The organism is Salmonella sp. 741265073_HBA, assembly GCF_046569105.1.
In the GTDB taxonomy this organism is placed as follows: Bacteria; Pseudomonadota; Gammaproteobacteria; order Enterobacterales; family Enterobacteriaceae; genus Salmonella; species Salmonella enterica.
Map to the genome: position 1 here is coordinate 18,845 of NZ_JBKFRY010000008.1, position 17,967 is coordinate 36,811.

At 55.9% G+C, this 17,967-nt stretch carries 11 protein-coding genes; 10 read left to right on the forward strand and 1 reads right to left on the reverse strand.

Going from position 1 to position 17,967, the window contains the following annotated elements:
- Positions 1-80 precede the first annotated feature (80 nt).
- From bcsR to ACLD3P_RS12585, 9 genes are all read left to right on the forward strand, one after another.
- Complete coding sequence (gene bcsR, locus ACLD3P_RS12545) at positions 81-284, forward strand: cellulose biosynthesis protein BcsR (protein WP_000282616.1); 204 nt, start codon at positions 81-83, stop codon at positions 282-284.
- Entirely contained in the window at positions 285-1,037 is a 753-nt protein-coding gene (gene bcsQ, locus ACLD3P_RS12550; protein ID WP_000996123.1) for a cellulose biosynthesis protein BcsQ, read from the forward strand.
- On the forward strand, positions 1,034-3,658 hold the full coding sequence (gene bcsA / locus ACLD3P_RS12555) for a UDP-forming cellulose synthase catalytic subunit (RefSeq protein ID WP_001275331.1): 2,625 nt from the start codon (positions 1,034-1,036) through the stop codon (positions 3,656-3,658). The genes bcsQ and bcsA overlap by 4 nt, the downstream gene beginning before the upstream one ends.
- Before the next feature lie 10 nt (positions 3,659-3,668).
- On the forward strand, positions 3,669-5,969 hold the full coding sequence (gene bcsB / locus ACLD3P_RS12560) for a cellulose biosynthesis cyclic di-GMP-binding regulatory protein BcsB (protein WP_131046751.1): 2,301 nt from the start codon (positions 3,669-3,671) through the stop codon (positions 5,967-5,969).
- 3 nt (positions 5,970-5,972) lie between these two features.
- Positions 5,973-7,082 (forward strand): cellulose synthase complex periplasmic endoglucanase BcsZ, encoded by a 1,110-nt coding sequence (gene bcsZ, locus ACLD3P_RS12565; RefSeq protein ID WP_131046752.1) that lies wholly within the window; start codon positions 5,973-5,975, stop codon positions 7,080-7,082.
- Positions 7,064-10,606: a cellulose synthase complex outer membrane protein BcsC gene (bcsC, locus tag ACLD3P_RS12570; RefSeq protein WP_131046753.1), complete on the forward strand. Its 3,543-nt coding sequence runs from the start codon at positions 7,064-7,066 to the stop codon at positions 10,604-10,606. The genes bcsZ and bcsC overlap by 19 nt, the downstream gene beginning before the upstream one ends.
- 173 nt (positions 10,607-10,779) lie before the next feature.
- The gene (gene hmsP / locus ACLD3P_RS12575; RefSeq protein WP_411006501.1) at positions 10,780-12,786 is read left to right on the forward strand and encodes a sensor domain-containing phosphodiesterase; all 2,007 of its coding nucleotides are present in this window, start codon (positions 10,780-10,782) and stop codon (positions 12,784-12,786) included.
- 157 nt (positions 12,787-12,943) lie between these two features.
- A complete protein-coding gene (gene dctA, locus ACLD3P_RS12580; protein ID WP_000858228.1) occupies positions 12,944-14,230 on the forward strand; it encodes a C4-dicarboxylate transporter DctC in 1,287 nt (428 codons plus the stop codon).
- Positions 14,231-14,449: 219 nt separating this feature from the next.
- Positions 14,450-15,937 carry a M16 family metallopeptidase gene (locus ACLD3P_RS12585; protein ID WP_001163182.1) on the forward strand — a complete coding sequence of 496 codons (1,488 nt, stop codon included), beginning with the start codon at positions 14,450-14,452 and terminating at the stop codon, positions 15,935-15,937.
- A 60-nt stretch (positions 15,938-15,997) separates the two neighbouring features.
- On the opposite strand, the gene ACLD3P_RS12590 is transcribed toward ACLD3P_RS12585, so the two are convergent.
- A complete protein-coding gene (locus ACLD3P_RS12590) occupies positions 15,998-16,927 on the reverse strand; it encodes a sugar kinase (protein WP_000037571.1) in 930 nt (309 codons plus the stop codon).
- A 228-nt stretch (positions 16,928-17,155) separates the two neighbouring features.
- On the opposite strand from ACLD3P_RS12590, the gene pdeH reads away from it, so the two are divergent.
- Complete coding sequence (pdeH, locus tag ACLD3P_RS12595) at positions 17,156-17,923, forward strand: cyclic-guanylate-specific phosphodiesterase (RefSeq protein ID WP_000595623.1); 768 nt, start codon at positions 17,156-17,158, stop codon at positions 17,921-17,923.
- Positions 17,924-17,967: the final 44 nt, after the last annotated feature.

The following is a 17,967-nucleotide window of genomic DNA, read 5'->3' on the forward strand; positions in this document are numbered from 1 at the left end:
GATGAAAAATGCGCGTTCTCCCGTATTGACGACGGGGCGTAATGCTGCCAGTGAGAAATATTTAAAAAGGAGCAACCAGAATGTATAACAATGAACCTGGCGCTCAGTCCGATCCAACGTTGGGCTACACTTTTCAAAATGATTTTCTGGCATTAAGCCAGGCGTTTTCACTACCCGAAATAGATTATACCGATATTTCCCAACGCGAACAGTTGGCGGCGGCGATTAAAAGATGGCCACTCCTGGCTGAATTTGCGCAACCACATTCATTAAGGAAGCCATGAATGGCGATTCTGGGACTGCAGGGCGTGCGCGGCGGGGTGGGAACCACATCTCTCACCGCAGCACTCGCCTGGGCGTTACAAATCTTAGGGGAAAATGTCCTGGTGATTGACGCCAGCCCCGATAACCTGCTGCGCATGTCGTTTAACGTCGACTTCGTCCATCAGGGCGGCTGGGCGCGATCGTTGCTGGACGGCCAGGACTGGCGCGATGCCGGATTACGTTATACCTCACAGCTTGATCTACTGCCGTTTGGACAGCTCACCGCGCAAGAGCGAGAAAATCCGCAGGCCTGGCAGGAGACGCTGGGAGAGATCGGATCGGCTATCCAGGCGCTGAAAGCGAGCGGACGTTATAGCTGGATTTTACTGGACTTGCCCTACGGCGCGTCACCGCTGACACGGCAACTGGTGAGCCTCTGCGACCATACGCTGGCGGTAGCCCGGGTTGACGCTAACTGCCATATTCGCCTTCATCAGCAGGCGTTGCCTGCCGGAGCGCATATTCTGATCAATGACTTACGCATTGGCAGCCAGTTACAGGACGATCTGTACCAAGTCTGGCTGCAAAGCCAGCGCCGGTTGCTGCCCATTGTGATCCATCGCGATGAGGCGATGGCGGAGTGCATGGCGTCGAAACAGCCGTTAGGCGAATATCGCAGCGATTCGTTAGCTGCCGAAGAGGTGTTAACGCTGGCGAACTGGTGCCTGCTGCATGATGCGGGCGACAAAACGTCCGCCGGGAGCCTGCGATGAGCGCCCTTTCCCGGTGGCTGCTTATCCCGCCGGTTAGCGCGCGTTTGAGCGAGCGCTATCAGGGTTACCGCCGCCACGGCGCGTCGCCGTTTAGCGCAGCGCTCGGCTGCCTGTGGATGATTCTGGCGTGGATAGTGTTTCCGCTTGAGCATCCGCGCTGGCAGCGTATTCGCGACGGGCATAAAGCGCTTTACCCGCATATTAACGCCGCCCGCCCGCGCCCGCTGGACCCGGCCCGCTACCTCATTCAGACCCTCTGGCTGGTGATGATCTCGTCGACTAAAGAACGTCATGAACCGCGCTGGCGGTCATTTGCGCGCCTGAAGGACGTTCGTGGACGTTACCATCAATGGATGGATACCTTACCGGAACGGGTGCGCCAAAAGACAACGCATCTGGAAAAGGAAAAAGAGCTGGGACATCTTAGCAACGGCGCCCGGCGTTTTATTCTGGGCGTTATCGTGACCTTTTCACTGATACTGGCGCTGATCTGTATTACGCAGCCATTTAACCCGCTATCGCAATTTATCTTTCTGCTATTGCTGTGGGGCGTTGCGCTGTTGGTACGACGTATGCCGGGACGCTTTTCCGCGCTGATGCTCATCGTGCTGTCGCTAACGGTCTCCTGTCGTTATATCTGGTGGCGCTATACCTCGACGCTAAATTGGGACGACCCGGTCAGTCTGGTGTGCGGGCTGATCCTACTGTTTGCGGAAACCTACGCCTGGATTGTGCTGGTGCTGGGGTACTTCCAGGTGGTGTGGCCGTTAAATCGTCAACCGGTGCCGTTGCCGAAAGAGATGTCGCAGTGGCCGACGGTGGATATTTTTGTACCGACCTATAACGAAGACCTTAATGTAGTCAAAAATACCATTTACGCTTCGCTTGGCATTGACTGGCCGAAGGACAAGCTGAATATCTGGATCCTTGATGACGGCGGGCGCGAATCATTTCGTCAGTTTGCCCGACATGTTGGCGTGCATTACATTGCCCGCGCCACGCACGAACACGCCAAAGCCGGCAACATCAACAATGCGCTAAAACACGCGAAAGGCGAGTTTGTGGCGATCTTCGATTGCGACCATGTGCCGACACGCTCGTTTCTGCAAATGACAATGGGCTGGTTCCTGAAAGAAAAACAACTGGCGATGATGCAGACGCCGCATCATTTCTTCTCCCCGGACCCGTTTGAGCGCAACCTGGGACGTTTTCGTAAAACGCCTAACGAAGGCACGCTGTTTTACGGACTGGTGCAGGACGGTAACGATATGTGGGACGCCACTTTCTTTTGCGGATCGTGCGCGGTGATTCGCCGTAAGCCGCTGGATGAGATTGGCGGTATCGCCGTTGAGACGGTGACGGAAGATGCGCATACTTCGCTCCGGCTGCACCGGCGAGGTTATACCTCAGCGTATATGCGCATTCCGCAGGCGGCGGGGCTGGCGACGGAAAGCCTGTCGGCGCATATCGGGCAGCGTATTCGTTGGGCGCGGGGCATGGTGCAAATTTTCCGCCTCGATAACCCTCTGTTTGGTAAAGGCTTAAAACTGGCGCAGCGGCTGTGCTACCTCAACGCGATGTTCCATTTCTTGTCCGGCATTCCGCGTCTGATCTTTCTGACCGCGCCGCTGGCTTTTCTGCTGCTGCACGCCTATATCATTTATGCGCCTGCGTTGATGATTGCGCTATTTGTGATACCGCACATGGTCCACGCCAGCCTGACTAACTCGAAGATTCAGGGCAAGTATCGTCACTCTTTCTGGAGTGAAATCTATGAAACGGTACTGGCATGGTATATCGCACCGCCGACTCTGGTCGCGTTGATCAATCCGCACAAAGGGAAATTTAACGTCACGGCGAAAGGCGGGCTGGTGGAAGAGAAGTACGTCGACTGGGTAATCTCGCGTCCGTATATCTTCCTTGTCTTGCTTAACCTGCTCGGCGTGGCGGCGGGCGTATGGCGATACTATTACGGGCCGGAAAATGAAACGCTGACCGTCATCGTTAGCCTGGTGTGGGTCTTCTATAACCTGGTCATTCTCGGCGGCGCGGTTGCGGTTTCGGTAGAGAGTAAACAGGTCAGGCGCGCGCATCGGGTCGAGATTGCCATGCCGGGGGCCATCGCCCGCGAAGATGGACATTTGTTCTCCTGTACCGTACATGACTTCTCCGACGGCGGGTTAGGCATCAAGATCAACGGTCAGGCGCAGGTGCTGGAAGGGCAGAAAGTGAATCTGTTGCTTAAACGCGGGCAGCAGGAATATGTCTTTCCAACGCAGGTGGTGCGCGTAACGGGCAATGAGGTCGGGCTACAACTGATGCCGCTCACCACCAAACAACATATTGATTTTGTGCAGTGTACCTTCGCGCGCGCCGATACGTGGGCGCTTTGGCAAGATAGCTTCCCGGAAGATAAACCGCTGGAAAGCTTGCTGGATATTCTGAAGCTGGGCTTCCGCGGATATCGCCACCTCGCGGAGTTCGCGCCGCCTTCAGTAAAAGTAATTTTCCGATCGTTGACGGCGTTAATTGCCTGGATTGTATCGTTTATTCCGCGTCGCCCGGAGCGGCAAGCGGCGATACAGCCGTCGGATCGGGTTATGGCTCAGGCTCAACAATGATGATAATGTGATGAAAAGAAAATTGTCCTGGATTTGTGCGGCGGTAATAGGATTAAGCGCGTTTCCTGCTTTCATAACGGCGGCGGCGCCTGCTACGCCGCCATTGATAAATGCTGAACCCACCGAGCCTGCGCAGTCGCCCGCAATTCAGGCGCCAGTCGTGGCGCGGACCGCGCCTTCGCGCGAGGTCAAGCTGACCTTTGCGCAAATCGCGCCGCCGCCGGGCAGTATGGCGCTGCGTGGCGTTAACCCTAACGGCGGCATTGAATTTGGTATGCGCAGCGATGAAGTGGCGTCGAAAGCGGTGCTGAATCTGGAATATACGCCCTCGCCGTCGCTCCTGCCGGTTCAGTCGCAGCTCAAGGTTTATCTCAATGATGAACTGATGGGCGTATTGCCGGTGACAAAAGAGCAGTTGGGGAAAAAGACGCTGGCGCAGGTACCTATCAATCCGCTATTTATCACCGACTTTAACCGGGTGCGGCTGGAGTTTGTCGGCCACTATCGCGACGTGTGTGAAAACCCGGCCAGCAGTACTCTGTGGTTAGACATCGGGCGAAATAGCGCCCTGGATCTGACCTATAACATGCTGGCGGTGAATAACGATCTGTCCCACTTCCCGGTGCCGTTTTTTGATCCGCGGGATAACCGTCCGGTGACGTTGCCGATAGTGTTTGCTGACATGCCGGACCTGGCGCAGCAGCAGGCGGCTTCTATTGTCGCGTCCTGGTTTGGCTCGCGGGCGGGCTGGCGCGGTCAGCGCTTCCCGGTGTTGTATAATCACCTGCCGGATCGCAATGCGATCGTGTTCGCCACCAACGATCGACGCCCCGATTTCCTGCGCGATCATCCTGCGGTTAACGCGCCGGTTATCGAGATGATGAGCCATCCGGATAATCCGTATGTGAAGTTGCTGATCGTGTTTGGTCGAGATGATAAAGACCTGTTGCAGGCGGCAAAAGGTATCGCGCAAGGGAATATTCTCTTCCGCGGTTCCAGCGTGGTGGTCAACGATGTAAAACCGCTGCTGGCGCGCAAACCGTATGATGCGCCGAACTGGGTGCGTACCGATCGCCCGGTCACTTTTGGCGAGCTGAAAACCTATGAAGAGCAGCTCCAGTCGAGTGGGCTGGAGCCGGCGCCCATCAACGTTTCTTTGAATCTGCCGCCGGACCTCTATTTGCTGCGTAGCAACGGTATTGATATGGATCTCAACTACCGTTATACCTCGCCGCCGACCAAAGACAGTTCACGGCTGGATATCAGTCTGAATAACCAGTTCCTGCAAGCCTTTAGCCTTAATAGCACGCAGGAAACTAATCGACTCCTGTTGCGCTTGCCGGTACTTCAGGGACTGCTGGATGGTAAAACGGATGTGTCTATTCCGGCGCTCAAACTGGGGGCGATGAACCAACTACGTTTTGACTTCCGCTACATGAACCCGATGCCGGGCGGGTCGGTGGACAACTGTATTACCTTCCAGCCGGTACCGAATCATGTGGTGATAGGGGATGACTCCACTATCGATTTTTCGAAATATTACCACTTTATCGCGATGCCGGATTTACGCGCGTTCGCCAATGCGGGTTTCCCGTTCAGCCGAATGGCCGACCTGTCTGACACGCTGGCGGTGATGCCGAAGACCCCAACCGAAGCGCAAATGGAAACGCTGTTGAATACGGTCGGCGCCATTGGCGGGCAGACCGGTTTCCCGGCAATTAATCTGACCATCACCGATGATAGCGCTCAGATAGCCGACAAAGACGCCGATCTGCTGATTATTGGCGCTATTCCGGGCAAGCTAAAAGACGATAAGCGTATCGATCTGTTGGTGCAGGCGACACAAAGCTGGGTAAAAACCCCGATGCGGCAGACCGCTTTCCCGTCGATTATGCCGGATGAGGCCGATCGCGCGGCGGATGCGCAGTCCACCGTCACCGCCAGCGGCCCGATGGCGGCGGTGGTGGGCTTCCAGTCGCCGTTTAATGATCAGCGCAGCGTGATTGCTCTGCTGGCTGACAGCCCGCGCGGCTACCAGCTACTGAACGACGCTGTGAACGACAGCGGTAAACGCGCCGCGATGTTTGGTTCCGTGGCGGTGATCCGCGAGTCCGGCGTTCACAGTCTGCGCGTTGGCGATATCTATTACGTCGGACATCTGCCGTGGTTTGAGCGGCTGTGGTATGCGCTGGCGAATCACCCGGTGCTGCTGGCGGTACTGGCGGCCCTCAGTGTGGTATTACTGGCGTGGGTATTGTGGCGTCTGCTACGTATTCTCAGTCGCCGTCGTCTCGACCCTGACCATGAGTAACGCATGATGACTATGCTGCGCGGATGGATAACGATGATCGTCATGCTGACGGCAATAAATGCGCAGGCGGTCTGTAGCTGGCCTGCGTGGGAACAGTTCAAGAAAGATTACATTAGCCAGCAGGGACGCGTTATCGATCCGGGCGATGCGCGAAAAATTACCACCTCCGAAGGGCAAAGCTACGCCATGTTCTTTGCCCTGGCGGCGAACGATCGACCGGCGTTCGCGCAACTGTTTAACTGGACGCAAAACAATCTGGCGCAGGGATCGCTGCGTGAACATCTGCCCGCCTGGCTGTGGGGGCAAAAAGATCCCGACACCTGGTCGGTGCTGGACAGCAACTCCGCGTCCGACGGCGATATCTGGATGGCATGGTCGCTTCTGGAGGCCGGTCGTCTGTGGAAAGAGACGCGTTATACCGAGGTGGGCACGGCGTTGCTAAAACGCATCGCCCGCGAAGAGGTCGTGAATGTGCCGGGGCTGGGCTCAATGCTGCTACCTGGCAAAATCGGCTTTGCCGAGGCGAATAGCTGGCGTTTTAACCCAAGCTATCTGCCGCCGCAGTTGGCGCAATACTTTAGCCGTTTTGGCGCGCCGTGGTCGACGTTACGGGAAACCAATTTGCGGCTTTTGCTGGAAACCGCGCCGAAAGGTTTCTCGCCGGACTGGGTGCGTTATGAAAGCAAGCAAGGCTGGCAGTTGAAAGCGGAAAAGACGCTGATCAGTAGCTACGATGCGATTCGCGTCTATTTATGGGCGGGAATGATGCATGATGGCGATCCGCAAAAAGCGCGTTTACTGGCGCGATTTAAACCGATGGCGACGTTAACGATGAAAAACGGCGTTCCACCGGAGAAAGTGGATGTCGTCAGCGGGAACGCGCAAGGGACGGGGCCGGTCGGGTTTTCCGCCGCCTTACTGCCTTTCCTGCAAAATCGCGACGCCCAGGCCGTGCAGCGACAGCGGGTCGCAGACCATTTTCCTGGCAGCGATGCCTATTACAACTATGTGCTGACTCTCTTTGGACAAGGCTGGGATCAGCACCGTTTTCGCTTCACCGTCAAAGGTGAATTATTACCTGACTGGGGCCAGGAATGCGTAAGTTCACGTTAAGTCTCATGCACGCTTTTTTGCCGGCTGGCGGTCGAAACGCCTTACCTGGCAAAAGGGGCGTTTCTCGGGCATTGTTGAGTTTATCGCTTGGTATGGCGCTTACACCGCTTGCCGGCGCAGCGACCTCCGCGCAGCAACAGTTGCTGGAGCAGGTTCGGCTGGGCGAGGCCACGCACCGTGAGGACTTAGTCCGTCAGTCGCTCTATCGCCTGGAGCTGATCGACCCCAATGATCCACAGGTTATCGCCGCCCGTTTCCGCTATCTGTTGCGCCAGGGGGATAGCGACGGGGCGCAGAAGCTACTTGACCAGCTGGCGCAACTGGCGCCGGGGTCGACGGCGTATCAATCTTCCCGCACCGCGATGCTGCTCTCCACGCCGCAAGGACGCCAGTCTTTGCAGGAGGCGCGTTTACTGGCGACGACCGGCCATACTGAACAAGCGATCGCCAGCTACGACAAGCTGTTTAAAGGTTATCCGCCGGAGGGCGAACTGGCGGTCGAATACTGGACGACCGTGGCGAAATTGCCCGCCCGCCGTCACGAAGCGATTAACCAGCTACAGAAAATCAATGCCGTCAGTCCGGGTAATAACGCTCTGCAAAATGCGCTGGCGCAACTGTTGTTCGCCAGCGGGCGGCGCGATGAGGGATTCGCGGTGCTAAAACAGATGGCGAAATCCAGTACGGGACGCAGCGCGGCCTCCGCCATCTGGTACCAGCAGATAAAAGATCTCCCGGTTAGCGACGCCAGCGTAAAAGCGTTGCAAGACTATCTGACGCAGTTTAGCGAAGGCGATAGCGTGTCTGCCGCCCGCGCCCAGCTTAGCGAGCAGCAAAAACAGTTAGCCGATCCGGCGTTCCGCGCGCGCTCGCAGGGCATCGCGGCGGTTAATGCCGGAGAAGGCGGTAAGGCCATTGCGCAATTGCAGCAGGCGGTGAGCGCCCGGCAGGACGACAGCGAGGCGGTCGGCGCGCTGGGGCAGGCATACTCACAGCGTGGCGATCGCGCCCGCGCCGTCGCGCAGTTTGAAAAAGCGCTGGCGATGGCGCCGCACAGCAGCAGCCGCGATAAGTGGGAGAGTCTGCTGAAGGTCAATCGCTACTGGCTGTTAATTCAGCAGGGCGACGCGGCCTTAAAAGCGAATAATCTGGCCCAGGCGGAGCGTTTCTATCAGCAGGCGCGAGCAGTGGATAACACCGACAGCTACGCGGTGCTGGGGCTGGGGGATGTGGCGATGGCGCGCAAAGATAATGCCGCCGCCGAACGTTATTATCAGCAGACGCTGCGTATGGATAGCGGTAATACCAATGCTGTACGCGGGCTGGCGAATCTTTATCGCCAGCAGTCGCCGCAAAAAGCCGCCGCGTTTATCGCTTCTCTTTCCGCCAGCCAGCGGCGCAGTATCGACGATATCGCACGCAGTCTGGAAAATGACCGTCTGGCGCAGCAGGCGGAAACGCTGGAAAGCGAGGGCAAATGGGCGCAGGCCGCAGAACTGCACCGTCGTCGGCTGGCATTAGATCCGGGGAGCGTGTGGGTGACGTACCGACTGTCACGCGATCTGTGGCAGGCCGGGCAGCACGCCCAGGCCGATGCGCAAATGCGCTCTCTGGCGCAGCAGAAGCCAAACGATCCGGAACAGGTCTATGCTTATGGGCTTTATCTTTCCGGCAGCGATCGGGACCGGGCGGCGCTGGCGCATCTCAATACCCTGCCGACCAGCCAGTGGAACAGCAATATTCAGGAACTGGCGGGCCGATTGCAAAGTAACCAGGTGCTGGAAAGCGCTAACCGCTTGCGCGATAGCGGCAAAGAACGCGAAGCGGAAGCGTTGTTACGTCAGCAGCCTCCCTCTACGCGCATTGAGTTAACGTTGGCGGACTGGGCGCAGCAGCGTGGCGATAATGCGGCGGCCCGCGCCGCTTATGACGCCGTTCTGGCGCGGGAACCGGGTAATGTCGATGCCATGCTGGGGCGGGTGGAAATCGACATCGCACAGGGCGATAACGCCGCGGCGCGCGCTCAACTGGCGGCGCTGCCTGCGTCGCAAATCACCTCTATTAACATGCAGCGTCGCGTCGCGCTGGCGCAGCTCCAGCTTGGCGATATTACGGCGGCGGCGCGGACCTTTAACCGCATTACGCCGCAGGCAAAAGCACAGCCGCCATCAATGGAAAGCGCGATGGTATTGCGTGACGCCGCCGCTTTTCAGGCGCAAACGGGCGAGCCGCAGCGGGCGCTGGAGACCTACAAAGACGCAATGGTCGCCGCAGCGATTACGCCGGTTCGTCCCCAGGATAACGATACCTTTACCCGCCTGACGCGCAATGATGAAAAAGATGACTGGCTAAAACGCGGCGTGCGTAGCGATGCGGCGGAGTTGTACCGTCAGCAGGATCTCAATGTCACGTTGGCGCACGATTATTGGGGGTCGAGCGGGACTGGCGGTTACTCCGATCTGAAGGCGCATACCACGATGCTTCAGGTGGATGCGCCCTGGTCGGACGGACGGGCGTTCTTTCGTACTGATATGGTGAATATGGATGTTGGCCGCTTCTCTACGGATGCGGATGGAAAATACGATAATAACTGGGGTACCTGTACGCTGGAGAAATGCAGCGGACATCGTAGCCAGGCCGATACGGGCACGAGCGTGGCGGTCGGCTGGCAGAATGAGACCTGGCGCTGGGATATCGGCACGACGCCGATGGGCTTTAATGTCGTTGATGTGGTCGGTGGCGTCAGCTATAGCGACGATATCGGGCCGTTGGGTTATACCCTGAACGCGCATCGTCGCCCGATCTCCAGCTCACTGCTGGCGTTTGGCGGGCAAAAGGACGCCAGCAGCAATACCGGCACCAAATGGGGCGGCGTGCGGGCCAACGGCGGCGGCGTCAGTCTCAGCTATGATAAAGGCGAAGCAAACGGTGTCTGGGCGTCGCTCAGCGGCGACCAGTTGAGCGGTAAAAATGTGGAAGATAACTGGCGCGTGCGCTGGATGACCGGTTATTACTATAAGGTGATTAACGAGAATAACCGCCGCGTTACCGTCGGGCTGAATAACATGATCTGGCATTACGACAAAGATCTGAGCGGTTATTCACTGGGTCAGGGCGGTTATTATAGCCCGCAGGAATACCTGTCGTTTGCGGTGCCGGTGATGTGGCGGCAGCGTACGGAAAACTGGTCGTGGGAGTTAGGCGGCTCGGTATCCTGGTCGCACTCCCGCAACCGTACCATGCCGCGTTATCCGCTGATGAATTTGATCCCGGCGGATTATCAGGAGGATGCGCGTGACCAGACCAACGGCGGCGGTAGCAGCCAGGGATTTGGCTATACCGCGCGGGCGCTCATTGAACGCCGTGTTACTGCCAACTGGTTTGTGGGTACGGCTGTCGATATTCAGCAGGCGAAAGATTATACCCCCAGTCATCTGCTGCTGTATGTCCGTTATTCCGCGGCGGGCTGGCAGGGGGATATGGATTTACCGCCGCAGCCTCTGGTGCCTTACGCTGACTGGTAATCATTGCGTCAGGCCTACGAATTGACAGGCGTCGTAGGCCTGAGAAGCGCAGCGCCATCAGACGCTATCATTAACCGTTATTCAGAAAAGTCCTTTTCAGATACAGCCTCTCTTAATGCCGCTGCAATCGGGTATACTCAGGCGGCAGTCCGGGATATCCAGGGAGAGTCAATTTGCGCGTCAGCCGCTCGTTAACAATTAAACAGATGGCAATGGTTGCGGCCGTTGTCATGGTGTTTGTTTTTGTCTTTTGCACCGTTTTGTTGTTCCATCTGGTACAGCAGAACCGCTACAACACGGCTACGCAACTGGAAAGCATCGCGCGATCTGTTCGGGAACCTCTTTCTTCCGCGATTTTAAAAGCGGATCTCCCCGGCGCGGAAACCATTCTGGAAAGTATTAAACCTGCGGGCGTGGTGAGTCGCGCCGATGTGGTATTGCCGAATCAGTTCCAGGCGTTGCGTAAGCGCTTCATTCCTGAACGCCCCGTCCCGGTTATGGTGACGCGTCTCTTCGAACTGCCGGTACAAATTTCTTTGCCGGTTTATTCGTTGGAGCGTCCTGCCAATCCGCAACCGCTGGCCTACCTTGTATTGCAGGCGGATTCGTACCGTATGTACAAGTTCGTCATGAGCGCGCTCTCTACGTTAGTGACCATTTACTTACTTCTATCGCTGATCCTGACGGTGGCCATCGCCTGGTGCGTAAACCGCCTGATTGTGCATCCGCTGCGCAAAATCGCCCGCGAGCTGAACGACATTCCGCAGCAGGAGCTGATCGGACATCAGCTGGCGTTGCCGCGTCTGCATCAGGATGATGAAATTGGAATGCTGGTGCGCAGCTATAACCTCAACCAGCAGCTTATGCAGCGTCAACGCGAGGAGCAAACGGACAACGCGATGCGTTTTCCGGTTTCCGAGTTGCCCAATAAAGCCTTTTTAATGGCGCTGCTGGAACAGGTTATTACCCGCCAACAGACCACCGCGCTTATCATCGTGACGTGCGAAACGTTGCGTGACACGGCAGGCGTGCTGCAAGAAACGCAGCGGGAGATTCTATTACTGACGCTGGTTGAGAAGCTGAAGTCGGTGCTGGCGCCGCGCATGGTGCTTACGCAGGTCAGCGGGTATGACTTTGCCATTATCGCCCACGGCGTTAAAGAGCCGTGGCACGCCATCACATTAGGTCAGCAAATACTCACTATCATTAATGAACGACTGCCCATCCAGGGTATTCAACTGCGCCCAAGCTGCAGTATTGGCATTGCGATGTATTATGGCGATCTGACCGCCGAAGAGCTCTATGGTCGCGCCGTCTCCGCCGCGTTTACCGCGCGCCGAAAAGGTAAAAATCAGATCCAGTTCTTTGACCCGGCACAGATGGAGGCCGCTCAACAGCGCCTTACCGAAGAGAGCGATATCCTTACCGCGCTGGATAACCATCAGTTTGCCATTTGGCTGCAGCCGCAGGTCGAGATGCGCAGCGGCAACGTATTAAGCGCCGAAGCCTTGTTACGTATGCAACAGCCGGACGGTAGCTGGGAATTACCAGATGGGCTGATTGAGCGCATTGAATCCTGCGGCCTGATGGTCACGGTGGGCCATTGGGTGCTGGAAGAGTCCTGTCGCCAGCTTGCCGCCTGGCAGGAGCGCGGCGTGACATTGCCGCTCTCCGTCAATCTTTCCGCGTTACAGCTCATGCACCCTGACATGGTGTCGGAGCTGCTGGAATTGTTAAACCGCTATCGTATTCAACCAGGTACGCTGATTCTTGAGGTCACTGAAAGCCGCCGTATCGACGATCCGCACGCTGCCGTCGCTATCTTACGTCCGTTACGTAATGCTGGCGTGCGTATCGCACTGGATGATTTTGGCATGGGTTACGCGGGGCTGCGCCAGTTACAGCATATGAAGTCGCTACCGGTCGATATCCTTAAAATTGATAAAATGTTTGTCGATGGGTTACCGGATGATCACAGTATGGTGACGGCGATTATTCTGATGGCCCGCAGTCTTAATTTACAATTGATTGCCGAGGGCGTGGAGAACGAGGCGCAACGCGCGTGGCTGGAACAGGCGGGAGTCAACGTCGCGCAAGGCTTCCTGTTTGCTCGGCCCGTTCCCGCGGATATCTTTGAAGAACGGTATCTGTCGCACGAAAATCCTGATTACAAAAGTTAAAAAAGGTCGCGCTTGTGCGAGCCAGCTCAAACTTTTTAACATTTTTGTTTCAATTATGATCCTGGCGCATTTCTGTCATGTTGTGTGGGTGTTATTTTAAGGCCGCAGGTTACTCATAACCTTACAAGACCTGTGGTTTTTACTTCAAGGACACCCTATGAAAACCTCTCTGTTCAAAAGTCTTTATTTTCAGGTCCTGACAGCAATCGCCATTGGTATTCTCCTTGGCCATTACTATCCTGAACTGGGCGCACAAATGAAACCGCTTGGCGACGCGTTCGTTAAGCTCATTAAGATGATCATCGCTCCTGTCATTTTCTGTACTGTCGTGACGGGCATCGCAGGCATGGAAAGCATGAAAGCGGTGGGCCGTACCGGCGCGGTCGCGCTGCTTTACTTTGAAATTGTCAGTACGATTGCGCTGATTATCGGTCTTATCATCGTCAACGTTGTGCAACCTGGCGCCGGGATGAACGTCGATCCGGCAACGCTGGATGCGCAGGCGGTGGCCGTTTATGCCGCACAAGCCAAGGAGCAGGGCATTATTGCCTTCCTGATGGATGTCATACCGGGCAGCGTGATCGGCGCGTTTGCCAGCGGCAACATTCTGCAGGTCTTACTGTTTGCGGTGTTGTTTGGTTTTGCGCTGCACCGTTTGGGCAGCAAAGGCCAGCTCATTTTCAATGTGATTGAGAGTTTTTCACAGGTCATTTTCGGCATCATCAATATGATCATGCGCCTGGCGCCGATTGGCGCATTCGGCGCGATGGCCTTCACCATCGGTAAATACGGCGTCGGTTCTCTGGTGCAACTGGGGCAGCTCATTATCTGCTTCTATATCACCTGTATTCTCTTCGTGGTGGTGGTGCTGGGGACGATTGCACGGGTAACGGGCTTTAGCATTTTTAAATTTATTCGCTATATCCGGGAAGAATTACTCATTGTGCTCGGCACCTCCTCTTCCGAGTCAGCGTTGCCGCGTATGCTCGATAAGATGGAAAAACTGGGGTGCCGTAAATCGGTGGTGGGACTGGTGATCCCGACGGGGTATTCGTTCAACCTCGATGGCACCTCTATCTACCTGACGATGGCGGCGGTGTTTATCGCCCAGGCGACCAACAGCCATATGGATATCTTCCACCAGATCACGTTGCTGGTCGTGCTGCTGCTCTCGTCAAAAGGCGCTGCGGGCGTGACCGGAAGCGGCTTTATCGTGCTGGCGGCCACTATCTCCGCCGTGGGCCATTTACCGGTTGCGGGACTGGCGTTAATCCTCGGTATCGACCGCTTTATGTCCGAAGCGCGCGCGCTGACTAACCTGGTGGGTAACGGCGTGGCGACGGTGGTGGTTGCCAAATGGGTGAAAGAGTTAGATCACCAAAAGCTGGACGATGTGCTTAATAATCGTGCGCCGGATGGCAAAACGCACGAAATTTCCTCCTAATCTCGCCACTTATGCCCGTAGTCCCTTCCAGGACTGCGGGTGTTTGCGCATAATTGACCCCTGCGCCCAAAGCATACAGCATGATGCTTAGGGATTATTTCACTTCTTCCGTGACATTTTTAGGTTCTCGCGGTCTAACACGAAGTGTTTTTACGTCATATTCAGGCATCCCTGCCGGGGCTGTCTTTTTATTACCAGGATTGTTGATCAGGGGTTCACATGCAGGGCACAAAAATTCGACTCTTAGCGGGCAGTCTGTTGATGTTGGCCTCTGCCGGCTATGTGCAGGCAGATGCGCTCCAGCCCGATCCGGCATGGCAACAGGGGACGCTGGCTAATGGGTTACAGTGGCAAGTGTTGGCTACGCCTCAGCGCCCCAGCGATCGTATTGAAGTTCGTCTCCAGGTTAATACCGGTTCGCTCACCGAAAGTACGCAACAGAGCGGGTTCAGCCATGCGATTCCCCGTATCGCGCTGACGCAAAGCGGTGGTCTGGATGCCGCACAGGCACGTTCTTTATGGCAGCAAGGGTTTGATCCGAAACGTCCCATGCCGCCCGTTATTGTTTCTTATGATTCCACGCTCTATAACCTCAGTTTACCCAATAACCGTAACGATCTGCTGAAAGAAGCGCTGACCTATCTGGCTAACGTCTCCGGTAAATTAACCATTACGCCAGAGACGGTGAATCATGCGTTAAGCAGCGAAGATATGGTTGCGACGTGGCCAGCAGATACTAAAGAGGGCTGGTGGCGTTATCGGCTGAAAGGGTCGGCGTTATTGGGGCACGATCCCGCGGAACCGTTAAAGCAGCCGGTAGACGCAGCCAAAATTCAGGCTTTCTATGAAAAATGGTACACCCCGGATGCCATGACGCTGATTGTTGTCGGCAACATTGATGCGCGCTCCGTCGCCGAGCAGATCAATAAAACGTTCGGTACGCTGAAAGGTAAACGCGAAACGCCCGCCCCGGTGCCGACGCTTTCGCCGCTGCGGGCGGAATCAGTGAGCATTATGACCGATGCGGTGCGCCAGGATCGCCTCTCCATTATGTGGGATACGCCGTGGCAACCGATTCGCGAATCGGCGGCGCTGTTGCGCTACTGGCAGGCGGATCTGGCGCGCGAAGCGCTGTTCTGGCATATCCAGCAAGAGCTTACTAAAAATAACGCGAAAGATATTGGTCTGGGGTTTGACTGCCGGGTTCTGTTCCTGCGCGCGCAGTGCGCCATCAACATTGAATCACCTAATGATAAGCTCAATACCAATTTGAGCCTGGTGGCGAATGAACTGGCGAAAGTACGCGATAAAGGTCTGTCGGAAGAGGAGTTTACTGCTCTGGTGGCGCAGAAAAATCTCGAATTGCAAAAGCTGTTCGCGACCTACGCGCGTACCGATACTGACATTTTGACTGGACAGCGTATGCGCTCGCTGCAGAATCAGGTGGTGGATATCGCGCCGGAGCAGTATCAGAAGCTGCGTCAGAATTTCCTCAACAGCCTGACCGTCGATATGCTCAATCAGAATCTACGTCAGCAGCTATCGCAGGAGATGGCATTAATTTTGCTGCAACCGCAAGGCGAGCCGGAGTTTAATATGAAGGCGTTAAAGGCGACGTGGGATGAAATCATGGTCCCGACAACTGCCGCCGCTGTTGAAGCAGATGAGGCGCATCCGGAAGTGACGGAGACACCGGCGGCACAGTAAGCTGCCGCCTGCCGCCTGCCGGCCCGGTAAGCGCAGCGCCACCGGGCAAGAGCGAATGACTTACTGCGGCATCGCGTCGTGCGGAATAATGGCCCCACGGTACTGAATCACCGTGCTGGCCGTCAGGTGTCCGCGCTTCGCGGCATCCGTCGCGCTGCCGCCCGTCAAACGAACGGCCAGATAACCGGCGCTGAAGGAGTCGCCTGCGGCAGTGGTGTCTATCACTTTCTCTTTCGGCAGTTTTACTGCCGGAACGTCAATGAGCGCCTCGCCCTGAATCGAGACCAGGCATGAGTCCGCCCCGCGTTTTACCACCACTTCCTGCACGCCTGCCGCATGGGTGCGGGCAATGACCTCTTCCACGGGTTGCTGACCCCATAGCGCGTCTTCATCGTCCAGTGTCAGGAAGGCGATATCAGTACATTCCAGCATCTTTTGATAGACCTGCTGCGTTTCTTCGCGACTTGTCCATAAACGCGGGCGATAGTTATTATCAAAAATGACTTTCCCGCCGTTGGCCCGACATTCACGCAATAAAGACAGCAGCTTATCACGGCTGGTCGGGCTTAAAATCGCGAGGCTAATGCCGCTCAGGTAGAGATAATCGAAGGTCGCCAGCGCCTCGCAGATAGCCGCTGACTGCTCGCTCTCCAGCCAGAATTTCGCTGCCGCTTCGTTACGCCAGTAGTAGAAGGTACGCTCGCCAGTATCATCGGTTTCGATGTAATAGAGGCCTGGCAGACGATTTTCCATCCGCTGCGTTAGCGAGGTATCCACATTTTCATGCTGCCACGCCTCCAGCATCTGTTGGCTGAAACTGTCGGTACCCAGCGCCGTCACATAGTGAACGGCCAGAGCGGCAGAATCGGCCTGACGGGCAATATAAACGGAGGTATTCAGCGTGTCGCCGCCGAAGCCGCGCTGAACATCAGCGCCTTTCTGCGACAGCTCAATCATGCATTCGCCAATCACGGCAATCTTTTTAGACATAGTCGTGAACCTGATCTGTAAAAATTAGCGTTAGTGTGCGCTGTGGATGTTTAGTGGTCAATAATATTAAAACATCGGTCCATTATTTTTTTGAGCAAGTGCGTATTTTTGACAAGTTTCGGGGGCTGTTTTTATTTTGCCAGGGACCGAGGGTAAAGTTCTCTGCCTGAACGCCGATAACCTTTGACGAGTCCGGACAGTCACACTCCCATTAACAGGACAACTGAGATGATAAAGCAGGTTATCCAGCAGCTACGCGTTCCTGATGCAGGTATAGAGAATTTGCAGGAACGGCGCTATTGGCTGCAATGCGAGCGTGCCTATACTTACCAGCCGATATACCAGACGGATGGCCGTTTGATGGCGGTTGAACTTCTCACTGTCGTCACCCATCCTGATAACCCTTCCAGACGTATTGCCCCGGATCGTTATTTCGCGGAGTTAGCGGTTCGACACCGCATTGACGTAGTGAAAGAACAACTTCATCAGCTTGAACAAAAAGCGGATTTTTTCACTCGCCATCACTTATTGGCATCAGTCAATGTTGACGGCCCTACGCTGATTGCCATGCGACGACAGCCGGACATTCTGGCAGCGATGGAGCGTTTACCCTGGCTGCGTTTCGAATTGGTGGAACATATTCGTTTGCCGAAAGACTCCTCTTTCGCCTCGATGTGTGAGTTCGGCCCGCTGTGGCTGGATGATTTTGGTACTGGTATGGCCAATTTTTCAGCGCTGAGCGAAGTGCGTTATGACTACATTAAAGTGGCGCGCGAGCTGTTTGTCATGCTGCGTCAGTCCGCGGAGGGGCGCAACCTGTTCATTCTGCTGCTGCAACTGATGAACCGCTACTGCCGCGGCGTTATTGTCGAGGGCGTGGAGACGCTGGAAGAGTGGCGTGATGTGCAGCGTTCGCCCGCCTTTGCCGCCCAGGGTTATTTTCTTTCTCGACCCGTGCCGCTGATATCGCTCGAAGAGGTGATTCTGACCCTGTAACGCCAGACTGTTCCCGTAATATGTGGTATTACGAGGCGCGGTCA